This window comes from Haloferula sp. BvORR071, from assembly GCF_000739615.1.
GTDB lineage: Bacteria > Verrucomicrobiota > Verrucomicrobiia > Verrucomicrobiales > Akkermansiaceae > Haloferula.
Map to the genome: position 1 here is coordinate 220133 of NZ_BATP01000057.1, position 22491 is coordinate 242623.

Below are 22491 nucleotides of genomic sequence, written 5' to 3' on the forward strand. Positions count from 1 at the left end.
TCAGGGCTTGGCTTCAGCCTTGAGCGGGATGCGCCAGCTCTCATCGACGCTGGCTCCGATCAGGGTCTGCCCGTCGGGTAGCACGACCTCGCTGACCTTGGCCGGGGTCCGCGGAGTTCCCTCTGGCGGCGTCGGCTGGTCGGTGCCGGGCAGATGCCGGACGCTCACGCCGGGGAAATGTCCGGCCACATAGGTTTCCGCCTCAGCCTGAGGCTCGAGAGCCGGGGCCGGCGGGGTGCGGGCCTTCGCGGGCAGGGGAGCCGGCAGGGAGGGATCCGGGGCCGCGGGCTTTTGCGCTGGGGGCGGTGCCGCGGTCAAAGTTGCGGCAGCTTTTTCATCTCCACGGCGGAGAATGAAGGGCAGGCACACGGCCAAGCCAAGGAGGACGGCAAGCGCCGCCCGCTTCAGGGAGGGGGAATTCATGGGGAGGGAGAGATTGGCCGGACTGCAAGACCCCTCGCCAGGAAGATAAGCGGGAGGACTTGGTGGATGTTAGATCTGGGCCCTCCGGTGGGGCAAGCGGAGGAACTCCGCTCTTTTCAAGCAACTTGCGCGTTGGCGCAGGCGGTCTTGGCGGCCGGGAGGGTCATCTCCGGGGTGGCCTCCACCATCCGTAGCTTGCGCTTGGGGCGCTCGATCGGCAGACCGCCATAGATGGTGGTGGCCAGCATGGCGGAGGCGAGGGCGAGGAGCAGACGGCGATGGCGAGTGGCGCTAGTCATGTCCGGAGAGTCTCATGGAGCGGCCATGGGCACTATTACGTCATGACGGGAGGGGGTAGCAGGGGAGCTAGAGGGGAACCCCAAGGGGTGAAAATCGCCGAAACCAAGGGTTGAGTCCGCCGCCGCCCTCCCCCAAAACCGGTCCGGAAATGAAGATCGTTGTCGTGGGCAAAGGGGGGCGCGAGCATGCGCTGGTACGGGCACTGGCGGAATCCCCGGGTGAGCCCGAGCTCTTCTGCTACCCCGGCAGCGATGCAATCCTGCAGATGGCCCGTCCGGTCGCCGCGGATGGCTTGGAGTCACTGGTGGAGTGGATGGAGGTCCACGAGATCGATCTCTGCGTGGCTGGCGAGGAAAGCTATCTGGTGAAGGGCGAGGGCCTCGCCAATCTCTGCGAGAAGGCGGGGATTCCCTGCTGGGGACCACACCTGCAATCCGCGCAGCTCGAGGCCAGCAAGGAGTCCGCGAAGGCCTTTCTGGAGCGCCAGGGCATCCCGACCGGCAAGGCGAGCGCTTGTGGCACTTTGGAGGAAGCGCGCGCCGCGATAGGCGGGCAGTATCCGACGGTCCTGAAGTTCGATGGGCTGGCCGCTGGCAAGGGCGTGGCGGTCTGTCTGAACCAAGAGGAGGGCGAGGCCTTCCTCGATGAAGTTTTCACGCAGAATCGCTTCGGTCCGGGGCGGGTACTGGTGGAGGAGTTCCTGACTGGCCCGGAGGTTTCGATCTTCGCGGCGATCGTGGATGAGCGGTATCTGATCTTCACCCCGGCCCGCGATTACAAGCGGATCGGGGAAGGGGATGCGGGTGCGAATACCGGTGGGATGGGCGCGGTGGCGAGCCGCCAGCTGATCCCGGCCGAACTGCTCGCGACGATTGAGAAGGATGTCGTGGCTCCGACCGTGGCGGGCCTGCGCAAGGAGGGGCTGCCCTACCGCGGTTTCCTCTACTTCGGGCTGATGCTCACGCCGCAGGGGCCGAAGGTGATCGAATACAACTGCCGCTTCGGCGACCCGGAGTGCCAGGCGGTGATGCCGCTAGTGAAGGGCGATCTCGCCAGCTTCTGCCTGGCGGGAGCCAAGGGTGAGCTGAAGCCCGAGCTGATCTCTTTCGATGAAGGCTGGAGCGTCTGTGTGGTGCTCGCCTCCGCCGGTTATCCGGAAAGCTCGCGCAATGGTGATGTGATCCATGGGCTCGATGATCCCGGTGCCTTCCGGGTCTATCACGCGGGCACGCACCGCAGTCCTGCGGGCGAGTGGGTGACGAATGGTGGCCGGGTGCTGGCGGCTGTGGCAGGTGGCGCTACGCGTGCAGAAGCGGTGGCCGCGGCACACGCGGCTGCGGATCAGATTTCATTCGATGGTTCGCAGCGCCGCCGCGACATCGGGATCATGCATTTCGAAGACTGAACACCCCCTGATTGATGAACCGCACCCTTGGCCCAGAAGACATCGAGCAGGGCATCGATATCCTAGCCGCTGCGATCCGCGCGCGAACCGCGGGCGAGCCGATCGCCTTGGTCGGGATCCGCAGCCGTGGCGATGAAGTCGCGGAGCGGGTCTGCAACCGTTTGGCCGAGGATGACCGCGAGCTGTCGATGGGGATCCTGGACATCTCGCTGTATCGCGATGATTACGAGCACCTGCGGGAGAACCCGAAGCTGCAGGAGAGCGACATCCCTTTCACGGTGGATGGGGCCCACGTCATCCTGGTGGACGATGTGCTCTTCACCGGGCGGACGATCCGGGCGGCGCTGGATGCGCTGTCCGATTACGGCCGTCCGGCGAAGGTGGAACTGGCGACGCTGATCGACCGCGGGCACCGCGAGATGCCGATCCAGCCGGACTACACCGGGATCCTGCTCGAAACTTCCCGGCACGATCACGTGCTTGTTTCCTTGGAAGCGACGGACGGAGAAGACAAGATCGAGGTCGTCGAGCCCAAGACCGAATAAGCCCTTCCCCATGCTGCCCCAACGCCGCAAATCCGCCGAGGAAATCGCGAAACTCCGCGAGGCGATGGGCGTTCCCGGAGCGCCAGCCGACGGGGGGGAATCTGCCGCTCCCGCGGTAAGGCCCCCGGCACCACCTCCGCCGCCTCCGCCGCCCCCGGTGGCGAAGGAAGCGGTTTCCCCGGCTGCGGTGGCTCCAGCAGCGAAAGCCGCGCTTCCCGCGACCAGATCCGGTCCGCCGGAGCCGCATGCCACGGATCACGCGGCGAAGGTGCGGGCCCACGCCGAGCGGGTGGCGCTTGAGGATGCGGTTTTGGAGGAGCAGTCCGAGCTCGAGGAAGATCTGTCGCCGGTGGCGCGCCTGCCGAAGACGGTGCGTTCCCTGCGCAAGTCCGAGCAGGGGATTGTTGAAACGCGGCGTCTGGACCCTGAAGTGGCCGTGGTGCGGGTCGATGGAGCGGCTCTGCCACAGCGCCGCCACGACGAGCGCGAGTTGATGGCGATGCGGCGGATTCAGCAGGCTTCGCCGGACCAGGCGCTGAACCACATCGGGCAGCAGACGGCGCGCTGGTATGCGTTGACGCTGGGTTACCTCTTGCCCGCCCTTGGGATCCTCTGCGCTTGGCTGAGCCACTGGCTGCCGACGGTGCCGAGTCCCGAATTTCCGACGATCGCAATGGCCGAGTTCTCGCGGACGCCCGGGCTCGACAGGCTGGGCTTCGGTTTGCTCGCGGGCTTCGGCGTGATCGCCCTGCTGCTGGCCGGCTGGATCGCCTGGAAGAAGCCGCGCTCGCGCCACCATGCCGGCTTCATCACGATCATCGGCGTTCTCATTCTCGTCTTCGGCATCATTCACCAGTTTACACCCAACTATGGCGCGTAAGGACCTGCTCGACATCAGCTCACTGCAACGGGAGGAAATCGACCTCCTGCTCAATCAAGCCGTTCCCTTCAAGGAGCTCTTCACCCGTTCGGTCAAGAAGGTGCCGGCGCTGAAGGGCAAGTCGGTGTTGATGCTGTTCTATGAGCCGAGCACCCGCACGCACTCGTCCTTCGAGGTCGCGGCCAAGCGCTTGTCCGCGGACGTGACGAATTTCGACGTGCCGCATTCCTCGGTGGTGAAGGGCGAGTCGGTCCGCGAGACGATCGAGACGCTGCAAGCGATGCGCACCGACTTCATCGTGGTGCGCCACGGTCGCAGCGGCTTGCCGGGGATGATCGCGCGGATGACCAAGGCGAGTGTGATCAATGCGGGCGACGGCGCGCATGCACATCCGACGCAGGGGCTGTTAGATGCTTTCACAATCAAGGAGGTCTTCCCGGAACTCACCGGCAAGCGGGTCCTCATCATCGGGGATATCCTGCACAGCCGCGTGGCGCGCTCGACTAGCACGATCCTCAAGCGCCTCGGCGTGGAAGTTGCCTACCTCGGGCCCGGCTCGCTGGTGCCGAAGGTCGGGCCTGAGAATACCCGGCGCTTCACCAACTACGAGGAGGCGATGAAGTGGAAGCCGGATGTCGTCTATCTGCTGCGCGTGCAGATGGAGCGGCAAGACGTGCAGTATTTCCCGAGCTTGCGGGAGTATCACAAGGTTTACGGTATCACCGAGGAACGCCTCAAGCGGATTGATGGAGAGGGCCTCTGGCTCATGCACCCCGGCCCGGTGAACCGCGGAGTGGAGCTTTGCGACGCGGCGATGGATTACTCGCGGAGTCTGATCAACCAGCAGGTGGAGAATGGCATCGCGGTGAGGATGGCGGTGCTTTACTGGCTGAAGCCGGGCGGGGAAGGGGAGTGAGCGGCGGCTGGGAGGCTCGATTCACCAAACAGTATCCCCGCTGGCGGTGCAGCCGCTTTAAGAGTGCGCGCGGGAATCGCCGCTTTTTGGGCGAGTCGTCCCCACAGGGCGCAATTCAAGTTCTGGGTGAGTCCACCCCTCTGAACATTTGGCGACTCGTCACATCCTCGTCGTCCGAACTGGAGGAGATGTTACCATTTGCGGCGCAATCCGTAGATTGGATGCCTTTTGTCGTGGCGCAGAACGAGAAACCTTACCCGTCCAAGCTCTTCCTCGAAAACGAAGTGGTAAGGAAAGTTCTTGAAGCTGGCGCGCCTGAGTCCATCAGCCACAAAGTGAAAGCCCCTCGGGTTTTCAAGGACTGAACTGACCGCAGCTTCCGCGTCCGCGAAAAACCGGTCGCCTAGCGCGGCTCCAGCCTCCGCCTCGTAGTAGTCCAGAGCCGTGCGCAAGTCCCGCTGGATACGGCGGTGAAAAATCACCTTCATGCACTATCGGCCCAGAGCTTGCTTGATCTCCGCCCAAGTGCAGCCGTTTGCCGGGTCTTCGTCCAATTCCCGAGAACGCAGCGTGGCTTCGCCGATTCCTTCGTCCTCGTCCGCAAGAAGTGGAGGCAGGGTGCCAAGCAGGCCGGCCGCGAGAACCGCACGATCATGCTCCGGAAGTTTTGACGCCTCTTGGAAAATCTCTTCCAGCTTCATGGCTGCATCTTACTTGGAGAAGGCGGTCCTTGCCATCCGGATTTTTGGGGCTGAGGCAGGGGTAAGGCCAACGTAGTCTATTTCCTGCGCGTTCAGATGCCGGCATGAAAACCATGTGATGGCCTACTTCTTCCCGTGGTCAACGAGACCCACATCCACGAACTGGCCGCCGGTCGTTTGCCTGCAGCAGACCGCTATCGAATTCTTGCCGCGGTGTAGGGAAGCGGCGGCGTCAGGGGCGATCGGGAAATCGTCGTAAACATTCAGCACCCCGCTGTCGCGGCAAGCGGGGTGCCCGTTGATATAGACTTCCATGTCCTCGTCGTGCGCGGCGCGGATCATCGGCTTTTCAGGAACGGACCCGAGTTCAAACTCGGTGCGCAGCCAGATGCCGGAGCTTGTCCACCGCGTCCGGCTCCGCCCCCCTTGGGGCGCTCCGCCGAAAGAACCGGCCCCTTGCCGCCACGCCGAATCATCAAATGCAGGCGAGGCCCAATCTTGCGCGGGCGCGGAGAAGGTGTAGCGCCAGGTGACTTCCCCTTGGCCGGAGGTAGGGAGGAGCTGAAGGACATCCTCACGCAGTCTCTCGCCGCGGGCAGCACGGGACACGAGCTCGGGATCGACCTTCCACACCTTGCGGTCATAGCTGATCATCCCGTTGCTTTCCGTTTCCACATCGTACAACTGGACCTTGAACATCCCGCTGTTGCCGTTGCCTTCCGCTTCGTTCCACGCAGACCGGTAGAGATTTCTCGTCGTTTCACCATACCAGCGTTTCGAGTTTTCATCCAAGGGATGCAGTTCTGGAAACGCCCCGGTGGTCTCGCCGCCGGTTAGAGGGTCGTAGGTCCCTGTCGCCCATGGCTTGCCGGGCCATTGGTGGTCCGTGACGGATAGGCCATTGCCCGATGTCTCCGAGTCGATTCCGACCATGTCCTCACACTTTGGAGGAATGCCACCGTGGACATCGTAAACATCCCCGGCCCCGTGGTGGGGGAATCCGCTGGCCTCGGAGACCAGCCGGGAAGGGTCGAGTTGCTTCGCCCATGAAGCGTGACGCAGCGTGTCGTATTGCCCCCATCCTTCGTTGAACATTTCCCACATGACGATGGAGGGATGGTTCCATCTCTGCCGGATCAAGGTCCGCATTTCGGATTCACATTGCGCCACCGCTTCCGGCATCCGGGGCCGGTCGGTGATAGGGTCTCCCTGGTCGCCGCTCGGGAGGTCCTGCAGGATCATCAGCCCCAGCTTGTCGGCCCAGTAATAGTAACGCTCGGGTTCGATCTTGATGTGCTTGCGGATGCAGTTGATCCCGAGTTTCTTCGCTGCTTCGATGTCGAAGCGCAGCGCCTCGTCTGAAGCTGCGGTGTAGATCCCGTCCGGCCAGAAACCTTGGTCGAGCGCTCCCATGAAAAGGAAGGGCTTGCCGTTGAGAAGCGGGCGCATGTTGCCCTTGTCATCGCGGCCCCTGCCGATCGTGCGCATGCCGAAATAGCCCCGCACCTCGTCGAGTTGCTTGCCGCTTTCATCCTTCAGGCGGACGACAAGATCGTAGAGATGAGGGTCGTCGGGCGTCCACGGTTTCGCGTCCGGGATCCGAATATCCATCGAAGCGACGGCATAGCTGGATCTTGATTTGTACCAAGCCAGGTTGGCTGCAATTTCAGGAGTGATTTCCTTTCCGAGGATGCCGCCGCCATTCGCGACCGTCTTGCCGCCGTCGAGAATGATGGCTTCCACCCGGGTTTTGCCCGGCGGGGTATAGCCATCGACTGTGAGCCGCAAGGTTCCCGTGAGGGCATCGGTCTCGATCTTGAGCGAATTGACGGAGCTTTCCGGCAAGGGTTCCATCCACACTGTCTGCCAGATGCCCGAGGTGGCGGTGTAGGCGGCTCCCCCGGGATGAAGCGATTGCTTCCCTCTCATCTGCCAGCCTTCGCTAGTGGGATCGGTGACGGCGAGGACCAGTTCCTGGTCGCCCTGGATAAGCCCTTGGGTGAGGTCGAAGGAAAAGGAATCGTAGCCGCCGCGATGGCTGCCGAGGGATTTTCCATTGAGCCAAAGCTCGCACTGCCAATCCACAGCTCCGAAATGGAGCGCGACGCGGCGGCCTTTCCAAGCGTCAGGAATCGCAAAGCTGCGGCGATACCAAAGCCGCTGTCCCGGCAAAAGGGGTTTCATCACTCCGGAAAGGGCGGATTCCACCGGGAAGGGAACCAGAATACTGCCGTCGAATTTTTCCGGCCTGCCAGCATCCTTGGCGGTGATCTGATAATCCCAGAGCCCGTTCAGGCTCTTCCATTCAGCCCTCACCATTGAGGGCCTTGGATATTCGGGCAGGGCATTCTCCGGAGAGACCTGACCGGACCAAGGGGTGAGCAGCGGAGCATCCTTGGGAAGAGCCCATTCCGCACCCGAAGCGATGCCCATGGCGAGAAGAGTTGCAAGGGCGGTGCCGGTCGTTGGATTCATGTCGGTTCGGGCCTTGAGCCATTACGCGCACTGCGCGGATCGGTTTTTCACCTCCGGGACTGGCCATACATCCAAGTGCGCGCAGGAAAGGATCCAGAGGAAGCTGCGGGGATGCTGGCGGATTCAGGTTTGTTGGCGACAGCACATGAGGAGACATCGATCGCTATCGTTCACCAGTGGTTGTTGAAGGACCCGGGGGCTGCGCGGAAGTGAGTGGAGGTTCCTCCGGATGGAGCTGTTAGAGAGCGGGCATTGCGGGAGGTCGAAGGAAGGACGTCATAAGCTGGACCTCGCGGAGCCACGGTCCTGCTTTTTTCAGGCCGCCTCTCAGTGGGGACGGCGTGGACGGGAACGCTAGGTGAAGTGTTCCAAGCGGATGCCCCCGGCTACTCCAGATGCCCGAGGCTCTTGAAGAGGGCGATGATCTGCGGGCTGAGCTCGCGGAGTTCGGCGCGGTGGACGAGGCTGAGGTGCTCGAGCTTGTCCTCGCCGGCCTCGGTGACGCGGAGGAGGACGGAGCGGCGGTCCTCCGGGCTGGGGGCGCGGGTGATCAGGCCGGCGAGTTCGAGGCGCTGGGCGAGTTCGACCGCGGTGTTGTGGCGGATGCGCAAGCGCTCGGCGAGGCGGCCGACGGATGTGGTGGCGGCCTCGCTGCCGCGGATGGCCAAGAGGGCCTGGTGCTGCTGCGGGGTGAGTCCTTCCTTGGCCGCGGCGGATTCGCTGAACTCCATGAAGCAACGCAGGGCGTAGCGGAAGTCGGCGAGCTTGGTGAAATCGGCGTCGGTGAGCTTTCGGCTTTGTTGCGCTGCCATCCGGGATCCAGTTTATGTCGTAATGCGATGCGGTGCAAGTTTCTGGCTCGCACCTTCCTGGAGCAGGAAGCGTGCAGATCAGCGCTCTAACAAGGGCATACCCCACACCGCCCAACAAGTATGATTGGTGGGTAGGCCGCTTTCGGTCTCGAGGGTGAGTTCCTTCACGCCGCGGATATCGAGGTCGATGCGTTCGGCCATGCCTTGGTCCAGCTGGGCGGAGCGATGGAGCTCCTCGCCATCCCCCTTCACGATGAAGATTGCGCGGGCATCGTGGCCAGCACCGCCGCGGATGCCAACGGTGGACTTGAAGCGTTGCCAGCAACCGGCGGTGGAGAAAACGTGGCTGGCGGGGCAATGAGCGGGCAGGCCCTTCGCTTGCAATTCGCCGGCGATGCGAAGAAAGAGACCTTGGCGATACTCCGGTGGTGCGCCCCAGCGGTCGCGGGGTGTGCCGGCCCAACCGGTCTTTGCACTGCTCCAGGCGGCATCGGAGAGGTAGCAGGACTTTTGGTCGGTCTTGGATAGATCGACAAGCGGGGCGTCGGGGCGCAGATACTGGTCTAACAGCTCGACGCTCTTCCGCCAATCTTTGTCCACGGGTTTGGCCTTGAGTGACCGCGCGACCATGGCTGCTGCTTCCGGTGCGCCGCTGGCCACGGCCTGCTCCAGGGTATCGATCTGCGAGTGGAGGAGCATGCTTGGGAGTACTTCGCCGATGAGTTTATCCCCATCGAGGGGCAGATTGGCGGCGAGCATCGTGGTTTCGCCATTCATATGGCAGGCGACCAGACGCAGGTTCGGCAGTTTGCCGGGGACCTCCATGTGTTCCAAGGCGAAGGCTCCCTCGTGAACGGGCGAGACCCAAGTAAGAGCATCGTAGTCGCTGCCGCCCGCGGGGTCGACGTAGGCAATGACGGCATAGGCGGGGATCTTGCCGTCGATCTTGCCCTTGATCGAAAAGTCGCGGCTGGTGCCGTCTGCTTCGATGCCGCCCAACTCGCCCTCCGCGCTTTCGAAGCGTCCGGCATTCGATGCGGCGATGAGTGGGTGTGAGAGCAGGCGCACGGCACTGGCTTCCGAGAGGCAGCTGCCTTTCGCGCCCGGTTTCCAGAGTTCCTGGCGGTAGGTGAGATTGCCGCCGCCCATGAGGCTGCTGCCGAGCGTGGCATGCTGCGCCGGGCTCTCGCCATCGTGCGGCAGGCCGAGGCCGTGGCCGAGCTCGTGGGCGATGCCTCCGAGGTAGAAGCTATTGAATTGAGCGAGGCTTTGGTCACGGTCGCCGTAGTGCTCCCAGTAGCGGATGCGCTTGTCCTTTTCCTTCAGGAGCAGGGGATCGAGCAGCTTGCAATCGGCGGCGTGGCAGAAGCCCCAGCGCTGGCAGGAGCCGCCCTTGCCATAGTAGGGCGTATAGAAGCCCCAGCCGCCGTTCGGCATCTTCCAGCACTGGCCGTAGAGGGTGAGCACGAACTCGCGGTCGAGATCGATCTCCCCGGCCAGGGTCTTGCGGATCTCGGCCTCGGTCTCGTCGCCGGACTCGTAGTTGTAGTGGGAAGACTCGTGCTGGCCCTCCACCATATGCAGTATGAGGCTGCCGTCTTCGCGTTTCTCCAGCGGCAGTCCCTCGCTGGCGATGCCATAGCTCTTCAGGCCATCGCGGTAGAAGTCGCTGACGTCATTCATCACCCGGGTGAGGCGTGCCTGGTAGTCGGGCAGGGGCGGGCGGTCCTTGCCGTGGAAGTAGACGACGCGCAGGCGCGGGGGCTGCGGGTCCTTCTTTTCGGTCGCGGCTTGATGCCAGGCGGTGAGTTCCTTTTGGGCCGTGCCCCAGTCCGGGCGCTCCTGTGCGATGGCGGCCGGGGAGACGAGGCAGGCGCAGAGGAGGAGATAGGGCTTCATGGAACGATCCATAAATGAGGGGGCTGGCGCTGGGGGGACAAGCATTTCCAGCGCGGGAGAGTTGTGTCCCGGGGCTTGATCGGGCGCGGTTTCCTTGCATGCTGTTTGGCATGTCCCGCCGATTGGCTGTTCCCATCCTTGTGATTTCCGTGGCCTGTGTGGCGATGATCGCTGCTATCGCCGCGGACGGGAAGGGGGCGACCATGGAATCCTTCGCCCAGAGCCTCAGCCAAGGAGTCGACTCCCGTTTGAAGGGCAAGCAGGCCTCGGACAATACCCGCAATATCTTCTCGAAGAAGGACCACGCCGCGAAGAAATACACGCGCAACCCGAATCTGTGGTGTGCGGATCTGGTGCCGCAGCTCACCGGTTGTGCGGTGTGGAAGCCGCCGCTGGAATACGTGGGCGAGCGCTACGGCGGGGTGATGATCACGCCGCGCCACATCCTCTTCTGCCAGCACGCCCATCCCGCGTGGGATGGCGGCTGGATGAAGGTGCAGCCGCAGGTGATCCGCTTCGTAACCGCCGATAGCAAGGTGGTGGACATGGAGATGATCGCGAATGCGGAAGTGCAGGCATATGATCTCAGCGTCGGTCTGTTGAATGAGGCCGTGCCAGCGGGCATCCATGTGATGCCGCTGATGCCGACGATGACGGAGGCGCAGAAGACGCGGCTGCGGGAGCTGAAAGTGCCTGACCTGTCGATCTCGCAGGCGGGCATGCGGCCGCCGGCGAATCTGAAGCATGAGGCAGTGGCCTATCCCGGTCCCATCGGCATTCCGCTGGAAGGTGCCCGCAAGCCTTGGGACTACGACATTTACCAAGGCGACTCCGGGACGCCACGCTTCTTCGTCACACCCGCAGGTCTGGCGCTCTATCAGCTCACCGGAGCCGGGGCTGTGGAGAATTCGGTGGTCAAAAAGTTGATCGAGGCCTGCGACGCCAGCGCGATCCAGCGCGGGGTGCTGAAAAAGGCCACCGGGCTGGAGCCGGTGGTGGTGAAGGTGGAAATTCCGGAAAAATAGGCGCCCCGGGGGTACCCCTTTGGTAACAGAAATGGATCTTGTAGGACAGCGGCCGGGGGATAGGCTTCCGGTATTGGTTATGAATCCATTCAAGTTGCCCTACCGCTTCCTGCCGCTGCTGGCGGCTCTGGCCCTCCCATCCTGCGGCTATTTCCAGATGACCTCGACTTCGATACCGCCGGTGGTCGGGACGGGGGCCTCCATGCCGGGTTCCGTGGGGCACCAGATGGCGATGAAGGCCGAGATGGATTTCCCCCGGGAGGGCTGGATCATGCGGTCCTACGAGGGGCGCTCGGTGGACTATCCCGAACCGGAGTACACACCCTCGCCCTGCTATCCGGTGGCCTACACGCCGATCGCCAAGGAGAAGGACGTGTGGGTTGCCATTGTGGTGGGCAGGGATGGCCGGGTGAAGAAGGCGGACTGCATGGACATGAACAATTCGTACTTCGCGCGGACCATCGAGCACACGGTGAAGAAGTGGACATTCCGTCCTGGCACTGTGGATGGCTCACCGGAGGAATTCCTCATCACCGCCACCATCAAGTATCGCATGAACCCGACGGGGATCTTGTGATCGCGGGATCCGTCGGTTAGTTCTTCTTACTTCAGCAGCGGTTTCACCGACTCGTCGGAGCCTTTCCAGCGGTCTGTGATTGCGCCGTGTTGATCGACCTGCAGGGCATCGTTCGGGAGCAGGACGATGTTCTTGTGTTCGAGTTTGGTGTAGTCGATCCAGTAGGACTTGCCGTTGCGGATCAGCAGGACATTGCGGCTGGCGAAGTCGTCCCGGCCGCCGGCACCGTTGATCGCTCGGACGACCGTGAGGCCTTGGCGGTACTGGACGTCGCCAGCGCGTTTCACGTGGCCGCCGATGCTGACCATGCTGGGGCCATTGTCGACGGTGGTGCCTTTGACGGCCTCGGCTTCGATCTTGGGAGTCGTATAGATGCCTTCGCTGCGGTAGGCGGCCTCGGCGGCGCGGGCGAATTGCTCTGCGCTCAGGCCGCGGGCTGGCACCGGCTTGTCCAAGAGGGGTAGCGAGACGCCGCCGGCCTCGCCGACCTTGTATTCGCCGTTCACCTTCTGCTGTTCGGTGGCTTCGAGTCCCCTGAGGCTCACTTTGACCGTATCGCCGGGCTCGAGGCCGGCGAAGGCGAAGGATGCGAGACCGAGGGCGGCGAGGATGACGGGAAGCGTACGGTTCATGGTTAGGAGCGGGGATCGATTGGCAAACTCGCGTCTTACTTTGTGAGAAAAAGTAAACGAGGCAAGCTAAACTTTATGTGGCAAAGTGAATTTCGGGGGAGGAATGGGGACCTTTTTGCAGAAAGATGTCACGATCCGCGCGGCTGCTCTCAATGACCCTTGAAGAGCCATGCAAGCACTCGCCATTTCCCCACCCGAGCCCATGGACAGGACTCGCTTCTCCGAATTGATCCGCAGCCATCATCTATCCCTGCACGCCTATGCCCGGGCGCTGGCGGCGGATGAGCCGACGGCGCGCGAACTGGTGCAAGACGCCTTCGTGGCGGCTTGGCAGAATATCGGCCGCTTCGATGTCACGCGTGACTTCGCCACCTGGATGCGCGGGATCCTGCGCAACAAGTGGCGGGAGCACTGCCGGCTGCATTCGCGGGAGGTGCCTTTTGATGAGGCTGCCTTGTCGACGCTGGAGGCGACGCTTGCGCCGTATCCGGCGGGGGATGCCGCGGTGTTTGCGCGCTTGGCGGAGTGCCGGGAGAAGCTGCCGGAGCCGATGGCCCAGGCGCTGCGCGTTTGCTACGATGAAGGTCGTACCAGCGAGGATGCCGCGGGCTTGTTAGGCCTGAATGCGGCGGCGCTGCGCAAGCGCCTGGAGCGAGCAAGGGAGGCCCTGCGCCTCTGCCTTTCGAAAAACGACTGAACCCATTTTCCTACCATTTTACTTTCATGAATCCTTCTTCCGAAGATCCCTCTGAACGCCTGATCGACTCGCTGCTGCGCAAGCAAGCGCGCGGGGCTGCCGATGAGGAACTCCTCAAGGCGATCGAGCAGAAGCTCGATGCCGCTGCTCCGGCACCGGTGCGCTCGAAAGGGCGCGGTGCTGCATGGGCCTCGATGGCCGCCGCGGCTGCGGTGGTGTGCGGGGGCGCGGGTGTCTATTTCTCGCAGCAGGCTGCTGAGGAGAAAGTAAATGCCGTGGCCAGCCGTGCTCCAAGCGAGGCGAAGGAAAGGTCGATTGTGGCCGAGTCCAAGGCCAAGACCTTGCACAGGCTTCCACCGGCGCCGGTGGCTGACAGTGCCGCGGCCGAGGGCTCAACGGAGGCCGCTGCTGCTGCGCCGAAGTTCGAGTTCGCTGCCAAGGAGCGGATGGATGAAGCCGCGCCGGTGATTCCCGAGTCTGGGCGTGAGATTGCGCAGCTGCCTGCGGCGCCGTCGACCATGACCAATTCGGCGCTGAGTTCGCCGGGTGCCATGGGAGGAAGTGGTGGGGGCTCAGGCGTGGGCGGGGGCCGTGGGGCCGGTGTGGGCCGAGGCTTCGCTGGGGGAGGTGCTGACGGATCCTTGGCAGGAATGGACAGGGATAAGCTCCGGTCCCGAAGCGGTGGCGAGGCGAAGAGCGAGGAAATGGGAGGAATGTTGAAGGAGATGGGCATCCCCGAGGAGTCGGAGAAAGCTCGTGCTGCGTCGATGGCGCAAAAAGCCAAGTCTGTGGTCGATGACGAAATCATCTCATTGAATCCCAACTTGGGGAACACGGAGCGCTACGGCCAGTTGGTGGATCAGCCGTGGAAGTCGCCGTGGCAGGATGCGCTTTCGACCTTTTCGATCGATGTGGACACCGCGTCTTACACGAACCTGCGGCGGATGATCCAGGAGGGGCGTCCGGTGCCGCCGGATGCGGTGCGGATCGAGGAGTGCGTGAACTACTTCGACTACAAGTACGAGGGGCCAAAGGGCGATGGGCCATTCGCGGTGCATGGCACCCTGGCGACTTGCCCGTGGAAGGAGGGTCACCTCTTGGCGCGGGTGGCAATCAAGGGCAAGGAGATGGCGAAGAACGCACGGCCGGCCTCGAACCTGGTCTTCCTGATCGATGTCTCGGGCTCCATGCAATCGCCGGACAAGCTGCCGCTGCTGAAGCGCTCGATGCGGGTGCTGATCGACCAGCTCGATGAGCGCGACCGGGTGGCGATGGTGGTGTATGCGGGGACCGAAGGGGTGGCACTGGATTCCACGGTGCTGGATGAACGTGGCAAGTCCGCTGCGATCCAGGCGCTGGAGAAGCTGGAGTCGGGCGGCTCGACCAATGGTGGCGCGGGCATCAAGCGCGCCTACGAACTGGCGACGAAGGGGCGGATCCAAGGCGGTACGAACCGGGTGATCCTGGCCACCGATGGTGACTTCAACGTGGGCACCACCGGTCAGGGCGACTTGGTCAATCTGGTGAAGGGTGGCGCGAAGGGCGGCGTGAGCCTGAGCGTGCTTGGCTTCGGCACCGGCAACCTGAATGACTCGATGATGGAGGCGATCTCCAAGGATGGCGACGGAAACTACTTCTACGTGAATGGCGATGAGGAAGCGCGGCGCGTCTTCGGCGAGAAGCTGACCGGCACGCTGGTGACGATTGCCAAGGACGTGAAGATCCAGGTGGAGTTCAATCCGGGCAAGGTGCAGGCCTATCGCCTGATTGGTTATGCCGACCGGATCTTGCGTCACGAGGACTTCAACAACGATAAGGTGGACGCCGGGGATATTGGCGCGGGCCACACGGTGACGGCCTTTTACGAGATCGTGCCGGATGGTGTGCCGATGCCGAATGCGGGCACGGTGGATACCCTGCGTTACCAGCGTCCGGCTGGCCGCGAGGTGGTGAACAGCGAGGATTGGTTTGCGCTGAAGCTGCGCCACAAGCATCCGGAGGGCGATACCAGCGCCTTGATCGAGACGCCGGTGAAGGGCGAGCCGGTGGCTTGGGAGAGCGCGGGCAATGACTTCCGCTTCGCCTCGGCGGTAGCGCTCTTCGGGATGAAGCTGCGGCAGATGCCGGAGCTGGCGGACATGTCCTGGGGGAAGATCGAGCAGATCGCGAAGCCAGCCTTGGCGGAGGATCCGCAGGAGCAGCGCGCGGGCTTCATCGAGACGCTGCGGAAGATCGGGAAGTATGATCCGACCGCCTTGGTGAATGTGCCGGCCGCGGTCGTCGCGAAGCCTTCCTCCGAAGTGCCCGAGATCTTCAAGGATTGGGGCTATCTGCGGGATGAGAGCACGAAGTGGTATGTGACCTTCGGGCTCATGTCGGATGGTATGTGGGCGCCGAAGCTTCTGGGGCAGACTGCGACCGGCCAGAAATTCGACAACCGGGTGTCCGCTGCGAGCATGATCAGTCCCGGGGATGTCTTCTTCCTGGATAAATCGATGGCGGGGCGCTTCAAGTTCAACGGCATCGTCCGGAGAACGATCCACAACGATCGGACTGGAAACGATGAAGAGATGAATGTGGCCCTCTATGAGGATCTCAAGGAGAGCAAGAAGGGACGGCGCTACGAGTCTCAGGAGAAATTGCCGGAGAACGAGATAGAGGCTCACGCCTATTATGACCGGACGGCGGTCTTTGGACTGAAGGCGGGAGCTGACGCTGAAGCCCTTGAGGTGAAGGTGGAAGAGGGCAGCCAGTTTGCCTTGCCGCCCAACTCAGGGAAGAAGGAGTTCTTCCTGCGGGAGGTGGCGGAGGACCATGTCACTGTGGAGCAGACCGATGGTTCCGGGGTGAAGCAGAGCTATACGATCCGGAAGTGAGGGTGAGTTGATTTGTTAGGCGCGGATTTGATTCGAGAAGGGCGGGGGAGATCCCGCCCTTCTTTGCTTTTCGGATGTCTTGGAGCTTGTCCGGAGATCAGGATGGCGGGGATTTTTCCCTGAAAGGCCGGATGAGGATGGGGCGGGGATCTCACGATGCGGTAGGGTGCGCTGGCCTCAGCGCGCCGCGAGCGATGTGGGGATCAGCCGAGAGCGCAGAAGACTGTTGAGGTCCCCGTGGATCGCCCGCGGCTGCCTGAGGCCAGGCAGCCCTACCGAAAGGCAGCTCTGCTGAAAGTCGGCCCTCCGGGGCGGGATTAATGGCGAGCGGCCTATCCGGTGGTTCTCGCTCCGCTTCACCACCGGCTAAGCTCCGACACGCCTCCGGCGTTGGGAGAATACGGGTGGAAGGCTCAATCTTTGGGGCTCTTCTGCCCCGAGGGTTTGTCGCCTTTCTTATAGAGAACCAAGAGTGGCTGCTTGGTCTCACCGTCGAACTCGATCTTCCAGCGGAAGCCGGCTTGGATGCATGCCCTATCGAGGGCTGCGGCGAAGTTGGTTTCCTTTTCGGGCAGGGTCAGCTTCGGCGCATCGTCGCTGTGGCCGCGGATTGCGAAGTTGATCACGCCGCCGTCTTGGCCTCCTGCTCCGGCTTGGTTCAACGAGTGAAGGACCTCATCCAAGCTTTGGCCATCCACTCCTCCTTTCGGAGTGAGCTTCAGCAAGGCGAGTTGCTTGAGGATGTCGATGCCTTGGGCATCCCTGGGGAGATCCAGCCTCTGGTAGAAATTGGCGGGTTCGGCCTTGTTCGCCGGAGTCTTCTGGATGGTGGCGCTGCGGAGGGTGCCAGTGGGGTCTTTGTATTCCACCACCACCTTATCGGCGCTGACTTCTTTCAGGAAGAAGTCCTTGCTGGTGGCATCGGGAGGTAGCGCGAAGTGGGTGAGCTCCTCGACCTTGAACTCCAGTTGGAGGACTTTGCCGGGGATCTTGGAGGTGAAGACGGCGGTGCGGTCGTAGTAGGCGTGGGAGTCGATCCTGTTCTCCGGAAGTCCCTCTATGGATTCATACTTGATGCCCTTTTTGTTAGGCTTCAGGTCCTCGTACTCCGCGACCCTGCGCATCTCCAGGAAGCCAGTCTTCGAATTCTTAATCTCCCTTGTGGCGAAGCCAAGGAACTTGAAACGGCCTTCGAAAGGACCTCCCGCACGGAAAAAGACATCGCCCGGGCCCAGCATCGGCTTTCCGCGATCCTTCTCGAAGAGATTCCGCTTGTCCGGAAGCTGGCCGAAGAAAATTGGTTTCCATCGGCCTTCGTAAGCTAAATCGAAGGCGATATACCACTTCGTCGCTTCCTCACGGACAAAGCTCAGGCTTTTCAAACCAACAGGAAGCTCCGGCTCCTCGGCCTTCTGCTCCTGCGCCATTCCCGCGAAGGGGAATGCCAGAAGCGCGAAGGCCAGAAGCTGGAGTGTTGATTTCATTGTCTCATTCGAGGCAATCCACCAGAGCCGCGAGCACGAGATCCACATTCGCCTGGGTGGCGGAGTGGCCCATCAAACCAATCCGCCAAGCCTTGCCGGCGAAGGGGCCGAGGCCGGCGCCGATTTCGATCGAGTAGTCGTCGAGCAGCTTGGCGCGCACGGCGGCATCGTCCGCACCTTCCGGGATGTGGATGCAGTTCAGCGTGAATAGCGAATGCTCGGGCACATACCTGATGCCCATCGATTCCAGGCCCGCGCGGAGGCGGCGGTGGAGTCTGGCATGGCGGGCGTGGCGGGCTTCCAGGCCTTCCTCCAGCACGATGACGAGGGCTTCGTGCAGGGCGTAGATCATGTTCACCGGGGCGGTGTGGTGATAGGCGCGCTTGCCACTGCCTTTGTAGTAGTCCTTGAGCATGGTGGTATCGAAGTACCAGCTTTGGACCTTGGTCTTGCGCTGCTCGATGACTTCGAGGGCGCGGGGCGAGAAGGAGACAGGCGAAAGCCCGGGCGGGCAGGACAGGCACTTCTGGGTGCCGGAGTAGATGCCATCGATGCCCCATTCATCGACCTTCAGCGGATGACCACCGAGGGAGGTCACGGCATCCACAATGAGAAGCATGCCGGAGTCGTGGACCAGCTCGGCCAGACCTTCGAGGGGCTGGAGGGCACCGGTGGAAGTCTCGGCGTGAACGATTGCCAGCGCCTTCGCATCCGCGTGCTTGTCGATGGCCTCCGCCAGCATCTCCAGTGGGAAGATCTCACCCCAAGGCACGTCCACCCGGTGCACCACGATGCCCTGGCGCTCCATCATGTCCACCATGCGGGTGCCGAAGACTCCGTTCACGCAGACGATCGCCTCATCGCCACGCTCTAACAAATTCGTGACCACGCACTCCATGCCAGCCATGCCGGTGGCGGAGACGGGGAAGGTCAGGGCGTTCTCCGTCTGGTAGACCTTGCGCAGCATCACGCAGGTGTGGTCCATGATCTCGATGTAGCGCGGATCGAGGTGACCCAGCGTGGGCGAGGCCATGGCGCGGAGGATGCGGGAGGGGACGGTGCTAGGGCCGGGGCCCATCAGGATGCGTTCGGGAACGTTCATGGGAAATGGGGGTTTTTCGGAAGCTGAGACGCGAAGGCCTTCGCCGTCAACTCCGCGAACAGCATGGAGTAAGTCGGTAGCAGGCGCTGGCGGAGCAGCGCGACCCGCGTTTCGTGCGGCGCGAAGGAGCTCTTCATCGCATTCATCGTCATCTTCTCCAGCTCCACAAGGCTGAGGCCGAAGGTGGTGGTGGCGATCGAAAGCTCCTTCGACATCTCGGTGTCGCTCATCAGGCGGTCATCCGTATTCAGGAAGACCCGGAAGCCGGCGCGGTGGAAGAGCGCGAAAGGATGCTCCTCAAAGCTGGCGCAGGCACCGGTGTGGACATTGCTGGAGAGGCACATCTCCAGCGGCACGCGGCGATCGAGGATATATTGGGCGAGGCGACCGAGCTTGAGCGAGCCATCCGGCCGGACCTCGATGTCGTTGCGCAGGCGGGTGCCGTGGCCGAGGCGATGGGCACCGCACCACTGCAAGGCCTGCCAGATTGACTCCGGGCCGAAGGCTTCGCCGGCGTGGATGGTGATGTAGAAGTTCGCGCGCTGGATCGCGTGGAAGGCATCGACATGCTTCTTCGGCGGGTGGCCGAACTCGCCGCCGGCGAGGTCGAAGCCGACGACACCGCGGTCGCGCCAGCGGATCGCCAGTTCCGCGGCTTCGAGTGAGTCGGTGCGGTCGCGCATCGCGCAGATGAGCAGGCCCCACTCCACGCCGAATTCCTTGCGGCCGCGTTCCAGGCCATCGAGCACCGCTTCAACGACTTCATCCTGCGTGAGGTCTTGCTGCGTGTGGAAGACCGGGGCGAAGCGGATCTCCGCATAGACCACGCCATCCTTGGCCATGTCTTCCAGGAACTCATAGGCGATGCGGCCCAAGGCATCGCGCGTCTGCATGACGGCGATGGTGTGGGCGAAGCCTTCGAGATATTCCGGCAGATTCCCGCGCTGGGCGCCGCGGTGGAACCATGTTGCGAGGTCTTCCGGGTCTGAGGTGGGCAGGCCTTGGTAGCCTTGCTCCTTCGCCAGTTCGATGATGCTCGCGGGGCGCAGGCCGCCATCTAGGTGCTCGTGCAGGAGGATCTTCGGCAGGCGGCGGAAATCGAGGGCTGCCACGAGATCGGTGCCGGTGGGCAAGGGGGCCACCGGATGGAATTCCGGATAACGGTGCTCGATCATCCATACCTCTCTAGCAGATCCCGGGCGCGAGGGCGCGGAAAATCTGCACAGGCCCGGGACTGCGATGCGGCTGGTGCTTGCTGCAAAAGAAGCTTGCGCCATTCACTTTGTGATGCAAAGCAAAAAGGCATGAGCGAGATGCCGTGTCCCGACTGGAAGCTGCTCGATGTGATGCTGCGACGCTGTCACCTGCTGTGGATCGCACCACTTTTTGCGGCCCTGTGCGGGCTGGCGGTCCACTTGGGGAATGGTCGCCAGGAATACGCCGTAGCCGTGATCCAGTCGCCGCCGGAGCCTGAGTGGATCATCCTGCCAGGGAATTGCGCGGATACCAGGGTGCCGGTGCAGGAGTCCGCGCGTTATCGCTTGCTGCAATCGTCCGAGGTGCTGGGAGATGCCGCGGAAGACGCCGGTCTGCTTGAGGCTTGGCAGACAGATCGCGAGACGGCTGGCAGCCGTTTGCGGGACTTTGTGTCCTTTGATCCGGTCCCGGACAGCTTCCTGGTCGAGATCAAGGTTGCCCCGATTCCCGGGGCAGATTCCGCCAAGGTGTGCCAGGCGATCCTGGATCACACGTTTGCGGAAGAGGGAGAGGCGGAAGCCAGCAAGGTGAAGGAGAAGCTTGCGGCGGTGCAGGCGCGGGTGAAGCAGGCGGAGGCCGAACTGGCGACGGCGAAAGATCGCTACTCCGCCGAAGCGCGGAAAGACGGAGATGCGGCGGAGAGATTCGATCTCAAGCACACCATGGCGAAAGCGGAGTTCCTCGCGAAAGAGGGGGAGGTCGAGGACTGGACAAGGATGGCGGAAAGCCTGGAGCAAAGCTTGGCGCTGGCTTCTCAAGCGGAGGAAAGCTGTCCGGTACCGGAATGGAGAAAGGGTTCATTCAAGGAACGCCTCCGCTCATCAGGGCCGGTGATTCTTGGATCACTTGCCGCAGGTGCCGTAGCGGCCTGCATCCTTGCCTGCTTTCTGGAGCGAAGGCACTCCGAGCGCAGGAAGCTCAGCATCCAAGCCGCACCGCTTTTATGAATGCTCTATCAACACGCCAGTGGGGGCTGTCTTTTATCGTGTGGCGATGGAGGCATGTGATGTGGATCTTGCCGCTGCTGGCTTGCCTCGGAGTATTGGCATCGCACTGGAACCGGCTGCGCTGGGACCATGTGCGTGCGGTGGTGCAGCTCAATCCCACCACTTCCATCCTGGCCGGCCGACCGGTGCCCACATGGATGTCAGAGCAAATCGAGATGATGCGGTCTCCCGAGGTGCTGGGCAAGGTGGTGCAAGACTGTGGTCTTACGGCGGCGTGGAAGACGAGCGATGCCGGGGCGCTTGAAGATCTCCGGGACAAGGTGATTTGCGACTCGATCCCGGGGACCTCGCTGGTCGAAGTGAAGGTCCGTAAGGTCTCCGGCGCCGACCCGCTGGAGATTTGCAAGGCACTCACGAAGCATGCCGGTGAACGATTGGACGCGGACCGTGCGGCAGAGACCGCGCGCCTGACTGCGGAGCGGAAGGCGGTGGCAAGGAAGGCCGCAACCGAGCTTGTGGCCAAGCTAAGCGCAGCGGAAGCCAAGTTCATCGCCGAGCGGCCCGATCATGAGCGAGGCGTGGACCTTGCCGCACGCTTCGAGTCTCTGGTGGAGATCCAAGCGGACCAGCGATTGCTGGAGCAACTCAAGCATCAGGTTGCGGCGGAGGAGATGGGGGGCGGTTGCAGCTTCGCCACGGCGCTCATCGAGCATGAAGCACCGCACTGGCCCGGGATGCCGGCGTTGCATCATTTCGAGGACTTCGCCATCGCGGGTGGATGGACCTTCGGGGTGAGCGTGCTGGTGGCGATCGTGATGGCTTATGTGTTGGAGATGCTGGTGCCGCGCAGGATGCTGAGAGCGCAGATCGCACCTGAATCCGCTCACGCGCATGGACAAGCTTGAGCATCGGCGCTGGTATCCCGCCTTCGTGATCTATCGATGGCGACGTCTATTGTGGATGCTGCTGCTGTTGGCGCTCTTCGGCTTGCTGGTTTTGCATTGGAAGCATCTCCGCCCTGACCAAGCGGTGGCGGTTCTCCGGCTTTGTCCCACCCGAACTTGGAGTGGGGGTGGGCACGGGCCGTCTTATCCGCCCGTGCTCGGGCACGCCGAACTCTTTGCCGCGCTGACTTGTCCCGAGGTATTGGAGAAGTCGGTTAGAGAGACGGGCTTGGCGGGGGCTTGGCATGTGAGTGAGGCTGAGGCGATCGAGCGCTTGAGGTCGCTCATCACTTACGATCCGCTCCCCGGGAGCATGCTTGCGGAAGCGAAGGTGAGGAAGGCGGCTGAGATGGATGCTCAAAAGATCTGCCGCGTGGTCGTGGATCACACGCGGGAGAAGCTGGCTGCGGAACAGGCGGCGAGGTATGCCAGCGAGCTTGCGGCGAACGAAGCGGAAGCGAAGGTGTTGGAGCGGCAGTTGGATCTGCTCCGGAAGAATTACCGGATGTTCGCGGCCTGGCATCCGCGCCCGGCTTTGAGGCCTGTGTGGAGGTCTCTTGTCGGCATGGGGAGGTTTCAGGCGAAGGAGAGGGA

General features: G+C 62.7%; 22 protein-coding genes. 11 read left to right on the plus strand and 11 right to left on the minus strand.

Features of this window, described 5'->3' with window-relative positions:
• Together BV071_RS28325 and BV071_RS28330 are read right to left on the minus strand one after the other, a co-directional pair.
• A complete protein-coding gene (locus BV071_RS28325) occupies positions 1-423 on the minus strand; it encodes a hypothetical protein (protein ID WP_035614602.1) in 423 nt (140 codons plus the stop codon).
• A 116-nt stretch (positions 424-539) separates the two neighbouring features.
• Positions 540-722, minus strand: a complete 183-nt coding sequence (locus BV071_RS28330) for a hypothetical protein (RefSeq protein WP_035614604.1) — start codon at positions 720-722, stop codon at positions 540-542.
• Positions 723-871: 149 nt separating this feature from the next.
• Between BV071_RS28330 and purD the strand changes: the two genes are divergently transcribed.
• Genes purD through BV071_RS28350 form a run of 4 tightly spaced genes read left to right on the plus strand, consistent with a single transcriptional unit; the run spans position 872 to position 4469 of the window.
• Entirely contained in the window at positions 872-2128 is a 1257-nt protein-coding gene (purD, locus tag BV071_RS28335; RefSeq protein WP_035614606.1) for a phosphoribosylamine--glycine ligase, read from the plus strand.
• Between the two features lie 14 nt (positions 2129-2142).
• Positions 2143-2673, plus strand: coding sequence for a bifunctional pyr operon transcriptional regulator/uracil phosphoribosyltransferase PyrR (pyrR, locus tag BV071_RS28340; protein ID WP_035614608.1), 531 nt, complete (start codon positions 2143-2145; stop codon positions 2671-2673).
• Between the two features lie 10 nt (positions 2674-2683).
• Positions 2684-3553, plus strand: coding sequence for a hypothetical protein (locus tag BV071_RS28345; RefSeq protein ID WP_035614610.1), 870 nt, complete (start codon positions 2684-2686; stop codon positions 3551-3553).
• A complete protein-coding gene (locus BV071_RS28350) occupies positions 3543-4469 on the plus strand; it encodes an aspartate carbamoyltransferase catalytic subunit (protein ID WP_035614612.1) in 927 nt (308 codons plus the stop codon). Before BV071_RS28345 ends, BV071_RS28350 begins: the two co-directional genes overlap by 11 nt.
• Before the next feature lie 191 nt (positions 4470-4660).
• Here BV071_RS28350 and BV071_RS28355 read toward each other — a convergent pair whose 3' ends face one another.
• The 5 genes from BV071_RS28355 to BV071_RS28375 form a co-directional block, all read right to left on the minus strand.
• Entirely contained in the window at positions 4661-4957 is a 297-nt protein-coding gene (locus BV071_RS28355) for a type II toxin-antitoxin system RelE/ParE family toxin (protein ID WP_035614616.1), read from the minus strand.
• A 3-nt stretch (positions 4958-4960) separates the two neighbouring features.
• Entirely contained in the window at positions 4961-5170 is a 210-nt protein-coding gene (locus tag BV071_RS28360) for a hypothetical protein (RefSeq protein ID WP_035614618.1), read from the minus strand.
• Positions 5171-5293: 123 nt separating this feature from the next.
• A complete protein-coding gene (locus BV071_RS28365; protein WP_035614620.1) occupies positions 5294-7645 on the minus strand; it encodes a glycoside hydrolase family 2 in 2352 nt (783 codons plus the stop codon).
• Positions 7646-8031: 386 nt separating this feature from the next.
• Positions 8032-8457 (minus strand): MarR family transcriptional regulator, encoded by a 426-nt coding sequence (locus tag BV071_RS28370; RefSeq protein WP_035614622.1) that lies wholly within the window; start codon positions 8455-8457, stop codon positions 8032-8034.
• 78 nt (positions 8458-8535) lie between these two features.
• Positions 8536-10356, minus strand: a complete 1821-nt coding sequence (locus BV071_RS28375) for an NPCBM/NEW2 domain-containing protein (protein WP_265595006.1) — start codon at positions 10354-10356, stop codon at positions 8536-8538.
• A gap of 110 nt (positions 10357-10466) precedes the next feature.
• Between BV071_RS28375 and BV071_RS28380 the strand changes: the two genes are divergently transcribed.
• Both BV071_RS28380 and BV071_RS28385 read left to right on the plus strand, forming a co-directional pair.
• Positions 10467-11381: a hypothetical protein gene (locus BV071_RS28380; RefSeq protein WP_265595007.1), complete on the plus strand. Its 915-nt coding sequence runs from the start codon at positions 10467-10469 to the stop codon at positions 11379-11381.
• A 79-nt stretch (positions 11382-11460) separates the two neighbouring features.
• Positions 11461-11958, plus strand: a complete 498-nt coding sequence (locus BV071_RS28385; RefSeq protein ID WP_035614629.1) for an energy transducer TonB — start codon at positions 11461-11463, stop codon at positions 11956-11958.
• Positions 11959-11984: 26 nt separating this feature from the next.
• On the opposite strand, the gene BV071_RS28390 is transcribed toward BV071_RS28385, so the two are convergent.
• Complete coding sequence (locus BV071_RS28390) at positions 11985-12590, minus strand: SLBB domain-containing protein (protein ID WP_035614631.1); 606 nt, start codon at positions 12588-12590, stop codon at positions 11985-11987.
• 202 nt (positions 12591-12792) lie between these two features.
• Here BV071_RS28390 and BV071_RS28395 point away from each other — a divergent pair, with 202 nt between their 5' ends.
• Both BV071_RS28395 and BV071_RS33880 read left to right on the plus strand, forming a co-directional pair.
• Entirely contained in the window at positions 12793-13287 is a 495-nt protein-coding gene (locus BV071_RS28395) for an RNA polymerase sigma factor (RefSeq protein WP_035614634.1), read from the plus strand.
• Positions 13288-13313: 26 nt separating this feature from the next.
• Positions 13314-16163, plus strand: coding sequence for an Amuc_1099 family pilus-like system protein (locus tag BV071_RS33880; protein ID WP_052573986.1), 2850 nt, complete (start codon positions 13314-13316; stop codon positions 16161-16163).
• 413 nt (positions 16164-16576) lie between these two features.
• On the opposite strand, the gene BV071_RS28405 is transcribed toward BV071_RS33880, so the two are convergent.
• From BV071_RS28405 to BV071_RS28415, 3 genes are read right to left on the minus strand one after another with little or no spacing between them, the layout of a single operon-like run.
• A complete protein-coding gene (locus BV071_RS28405; protein WP_035614636.1) occupies positions 16577-17647 on the minus strand; it encodes an Amuc_1099 family pilus-like system protein in 1071 nt (356 codons plus the stop codon).
• 4 nt (positions 17648-17651) lie between these two features.
• Positions 17652-18749 (minus strand): alanine--glyoxylate aminotransferase family protein, encoded by a 1098-nt coding sequence (locus tag BV071_RS28410; protein WP_035614645.1) that lies wholly within the window; start codon positions 18747-18749, stop codon positions 17652-17654.
• Positions 18746-19924 carry an adenosine deaminase gene (locus BV071_RS28415; RefSeq protein WP_081886293.1) on the minus strand — a complete coding sequence of 393 codons (1179 nt, stop codon included), beginning with the start codon at positions 19922-19924 and terminating at the stop codon, positions 18746-18748. The genes BV071_RS28410 and BV071_RS28415 overlap by 4 nt, the downstream gene beginning before the upstream one ends.
• A gap of 129 nt (positions 19925-20053) precedes the next feature.
• Between BV071_RS28415 and BV071_RS28420 the strand changes: the two genes are divergently transcribed.
• From BV071_RS28420 to BV071_RS28430, 3 genes are all read left to right on the plus strand, one after another.
• The gene (locus BV071_RS28420) at positions 20054-20953 is read left to right on the plus strand and encodes a hypothetical protein (protein WP_035614648.1); all 900 of its coding nucleotides are present in this window, start codon (positions 20054-20056) and stop codon (positions 20951-20953) included.
• Positions 20950-21858, plus strand: a complete 909-nt coding sequence (locus BV071_RS28425; RefSeq protein ID WP_265595008.1) for a hypothetical protein — start codon at positions 20950-20952, stop codon at positions 21856-21858. The genes BV071_RS28420 and BV071_RS28425 overlap by 4 nt, the downstream gene beginning before the upstream one ends.
• Positions 21845-22491: hypothetical protein (locus BV071_RS28430; RefSeq protein ID WP_035614652.1), on the plus strand; the 647-nt coding region annotated here is incomplete at its 3' end. The genes BV071_RS28425 and BV071_RS28430, both read left to right, overlap by 14 nt.

What these genes read in the sequence shown, in the direction of transcription:
- BV071_RS28355 (WP_035614616.1), bottom strand. Translation starts at nt 4,957, where the DNA reads ATGAAGGTGATTTTTCACCGCCGTATCCAGCGGGACTTGCGCACGGCT.
- BV071_RS28380 (WP_265595007.1), top strand. Translation starts at nt 10,467, where the DNA reads ATGTCCCGCCGATTGGCTGTTCCCATCCTTGTGATTTCCGTGGCCTGT.
- BV071_RS28330 (WP_035614604.1), bottom strand. Translation starts at nt 722, where the DNA reads ATGACTAGCGCCACTCGCCATCGCCGTCTGCTCCTCGCCCTCGCCTCC.
- purD (WP_035614606.1), top strand. Translation starts at nt 872, where the DNA reads ATGAAGATCGTTGTCGTGGGCAAAGGGGGGCGCGAGCATGCGCTGGTA.
- BV071_RS28350 (WP_035614612.1), top strand. Translation starts at nt 3,543, where the DNA reads ATGGCGCGTAAGGACCTGCTCGACATCAGCTCACTGCAACGGGAGGAA.
- BV071_RS28345 (WP_035614610.1), top strand. Translation starts at nt 2,684, where the DNA reads ATGCTGCCCCAACGCCGCAAATCCGCCGAGGAAATCGCGAAACTCCGC.
- BV071_RS28375 (WP_265595006.1), bottom strand. Translation starts at nt 10,356, where the DNA reads ATGAAGCCCTATCTCCTCCTCTGCGCCTGCCTCGTCTCCCCGGCCGCC.
- BV071_RS28325 (WP_035614602.1), bottom strand. Translation starts at nt 423, where the DNA reads ATGAATTCCCCCTCCCTGAAGCGGGCGGCGCTTGCCGTCCTCCTTGGC.
- pyrR (WP_035614608.1), top strand. Translation starts at nt 2,143, where the DNA reads ATGAACCGCACCCTTGGCCCAGAAGACATCGAGCAGGGCATCGATATC.
- BV071_RS28395 (WP_035614634.1), top strand. Translation starts at nt 12,793, where the DNA reads ATGGACAGGACTCGCTTCTCCGAATTGATCCGCAGCCATCATCTATCC.
- BV071_RS28370 (WP_035614622.1), bottom strand. Translation starts at nt 8,457, where the DNA reads ATGGCAGCGCAACAAAGCCGAAAGCTCACCGACGCCGATTTCACCAAG.
- BV071_RS28385 (WP_035614629.1), top strand. Translation starts at nt 11,461, where the DNA reads ATGAATCCATTCAAGTTGCCCTACCGCTTCCTGCCGCTGCTGGCGGCT.
- BV071_RS28390 (WP_035614631.1), bottom strand. Translation starts at nt 12,590, where the DNA reads ATGAACCGTACGCTTCCCGTCATCCTCGCCGCCCTCGGTCTCGCATCC.
- BV071_RS28420 (WP_035614648.1), top strand. Translation starts at nt 20,054, where the DNA reads ATGAGCGAGATGCCGTGTCCCGACTGGAAGCTGCTCGATGTGATGCTG.
- BV071_RS33880 (WP_052573986.1), top strand. Translation starts at nt 13,314, where the DNA reads ATGAATCCTTCTTCCGAAGATCCCTCTGAACGCCTGATCGACTCGCTG.
- BV071_RS28365 (WP_035614620.1), bottom strand. Translation starts at nt 7,645, where the DNA reads ATGAATCCAACGACCGGCACCGCCCTTGCAACTCTTCTCGCCATGGGC.
- BV071_RS28360 (WP_035614618.1), bottom strand. Translation starts at nt 5,170, where the DNA reads ATGAAGCTGGAAGAGATTTTCCAAGAGGCGTCAAAACTTCCGGAGCAT.
- BV071_RS28425 (WP_265595008.1), top strand. Translation starts at nt 20,950, where the DNA reads ATGAATGCTCTATCAACACGCCAGTGGGGGCTGTCTTTTATCGTGTGG.
- BV071_RS28410 (WP_035614645.1), bottom strand. Translation starts at nt 18,749, where the DNA reads ATGAACGTTCCCGAACGCATCCTGATGGGCCCCGGCCCTAGCACCGTC.
- BV071_RS28415 (WP_081886293.1), bottom strand. Translation starts at nt 19,924, where the DNA reads ATGATCGAGCACCGTTATCCGGAATTCCATCCGGTGGCCCCCTTGCCC.
- BV071_RS28405 (WP_035614636.1), bottom strand. Translation starts at nt 17,647, where the DNA reads ATGAAATCAACACTCCAGCTTCTGGCCTTCGCGCTTCTGGCATTCCCC.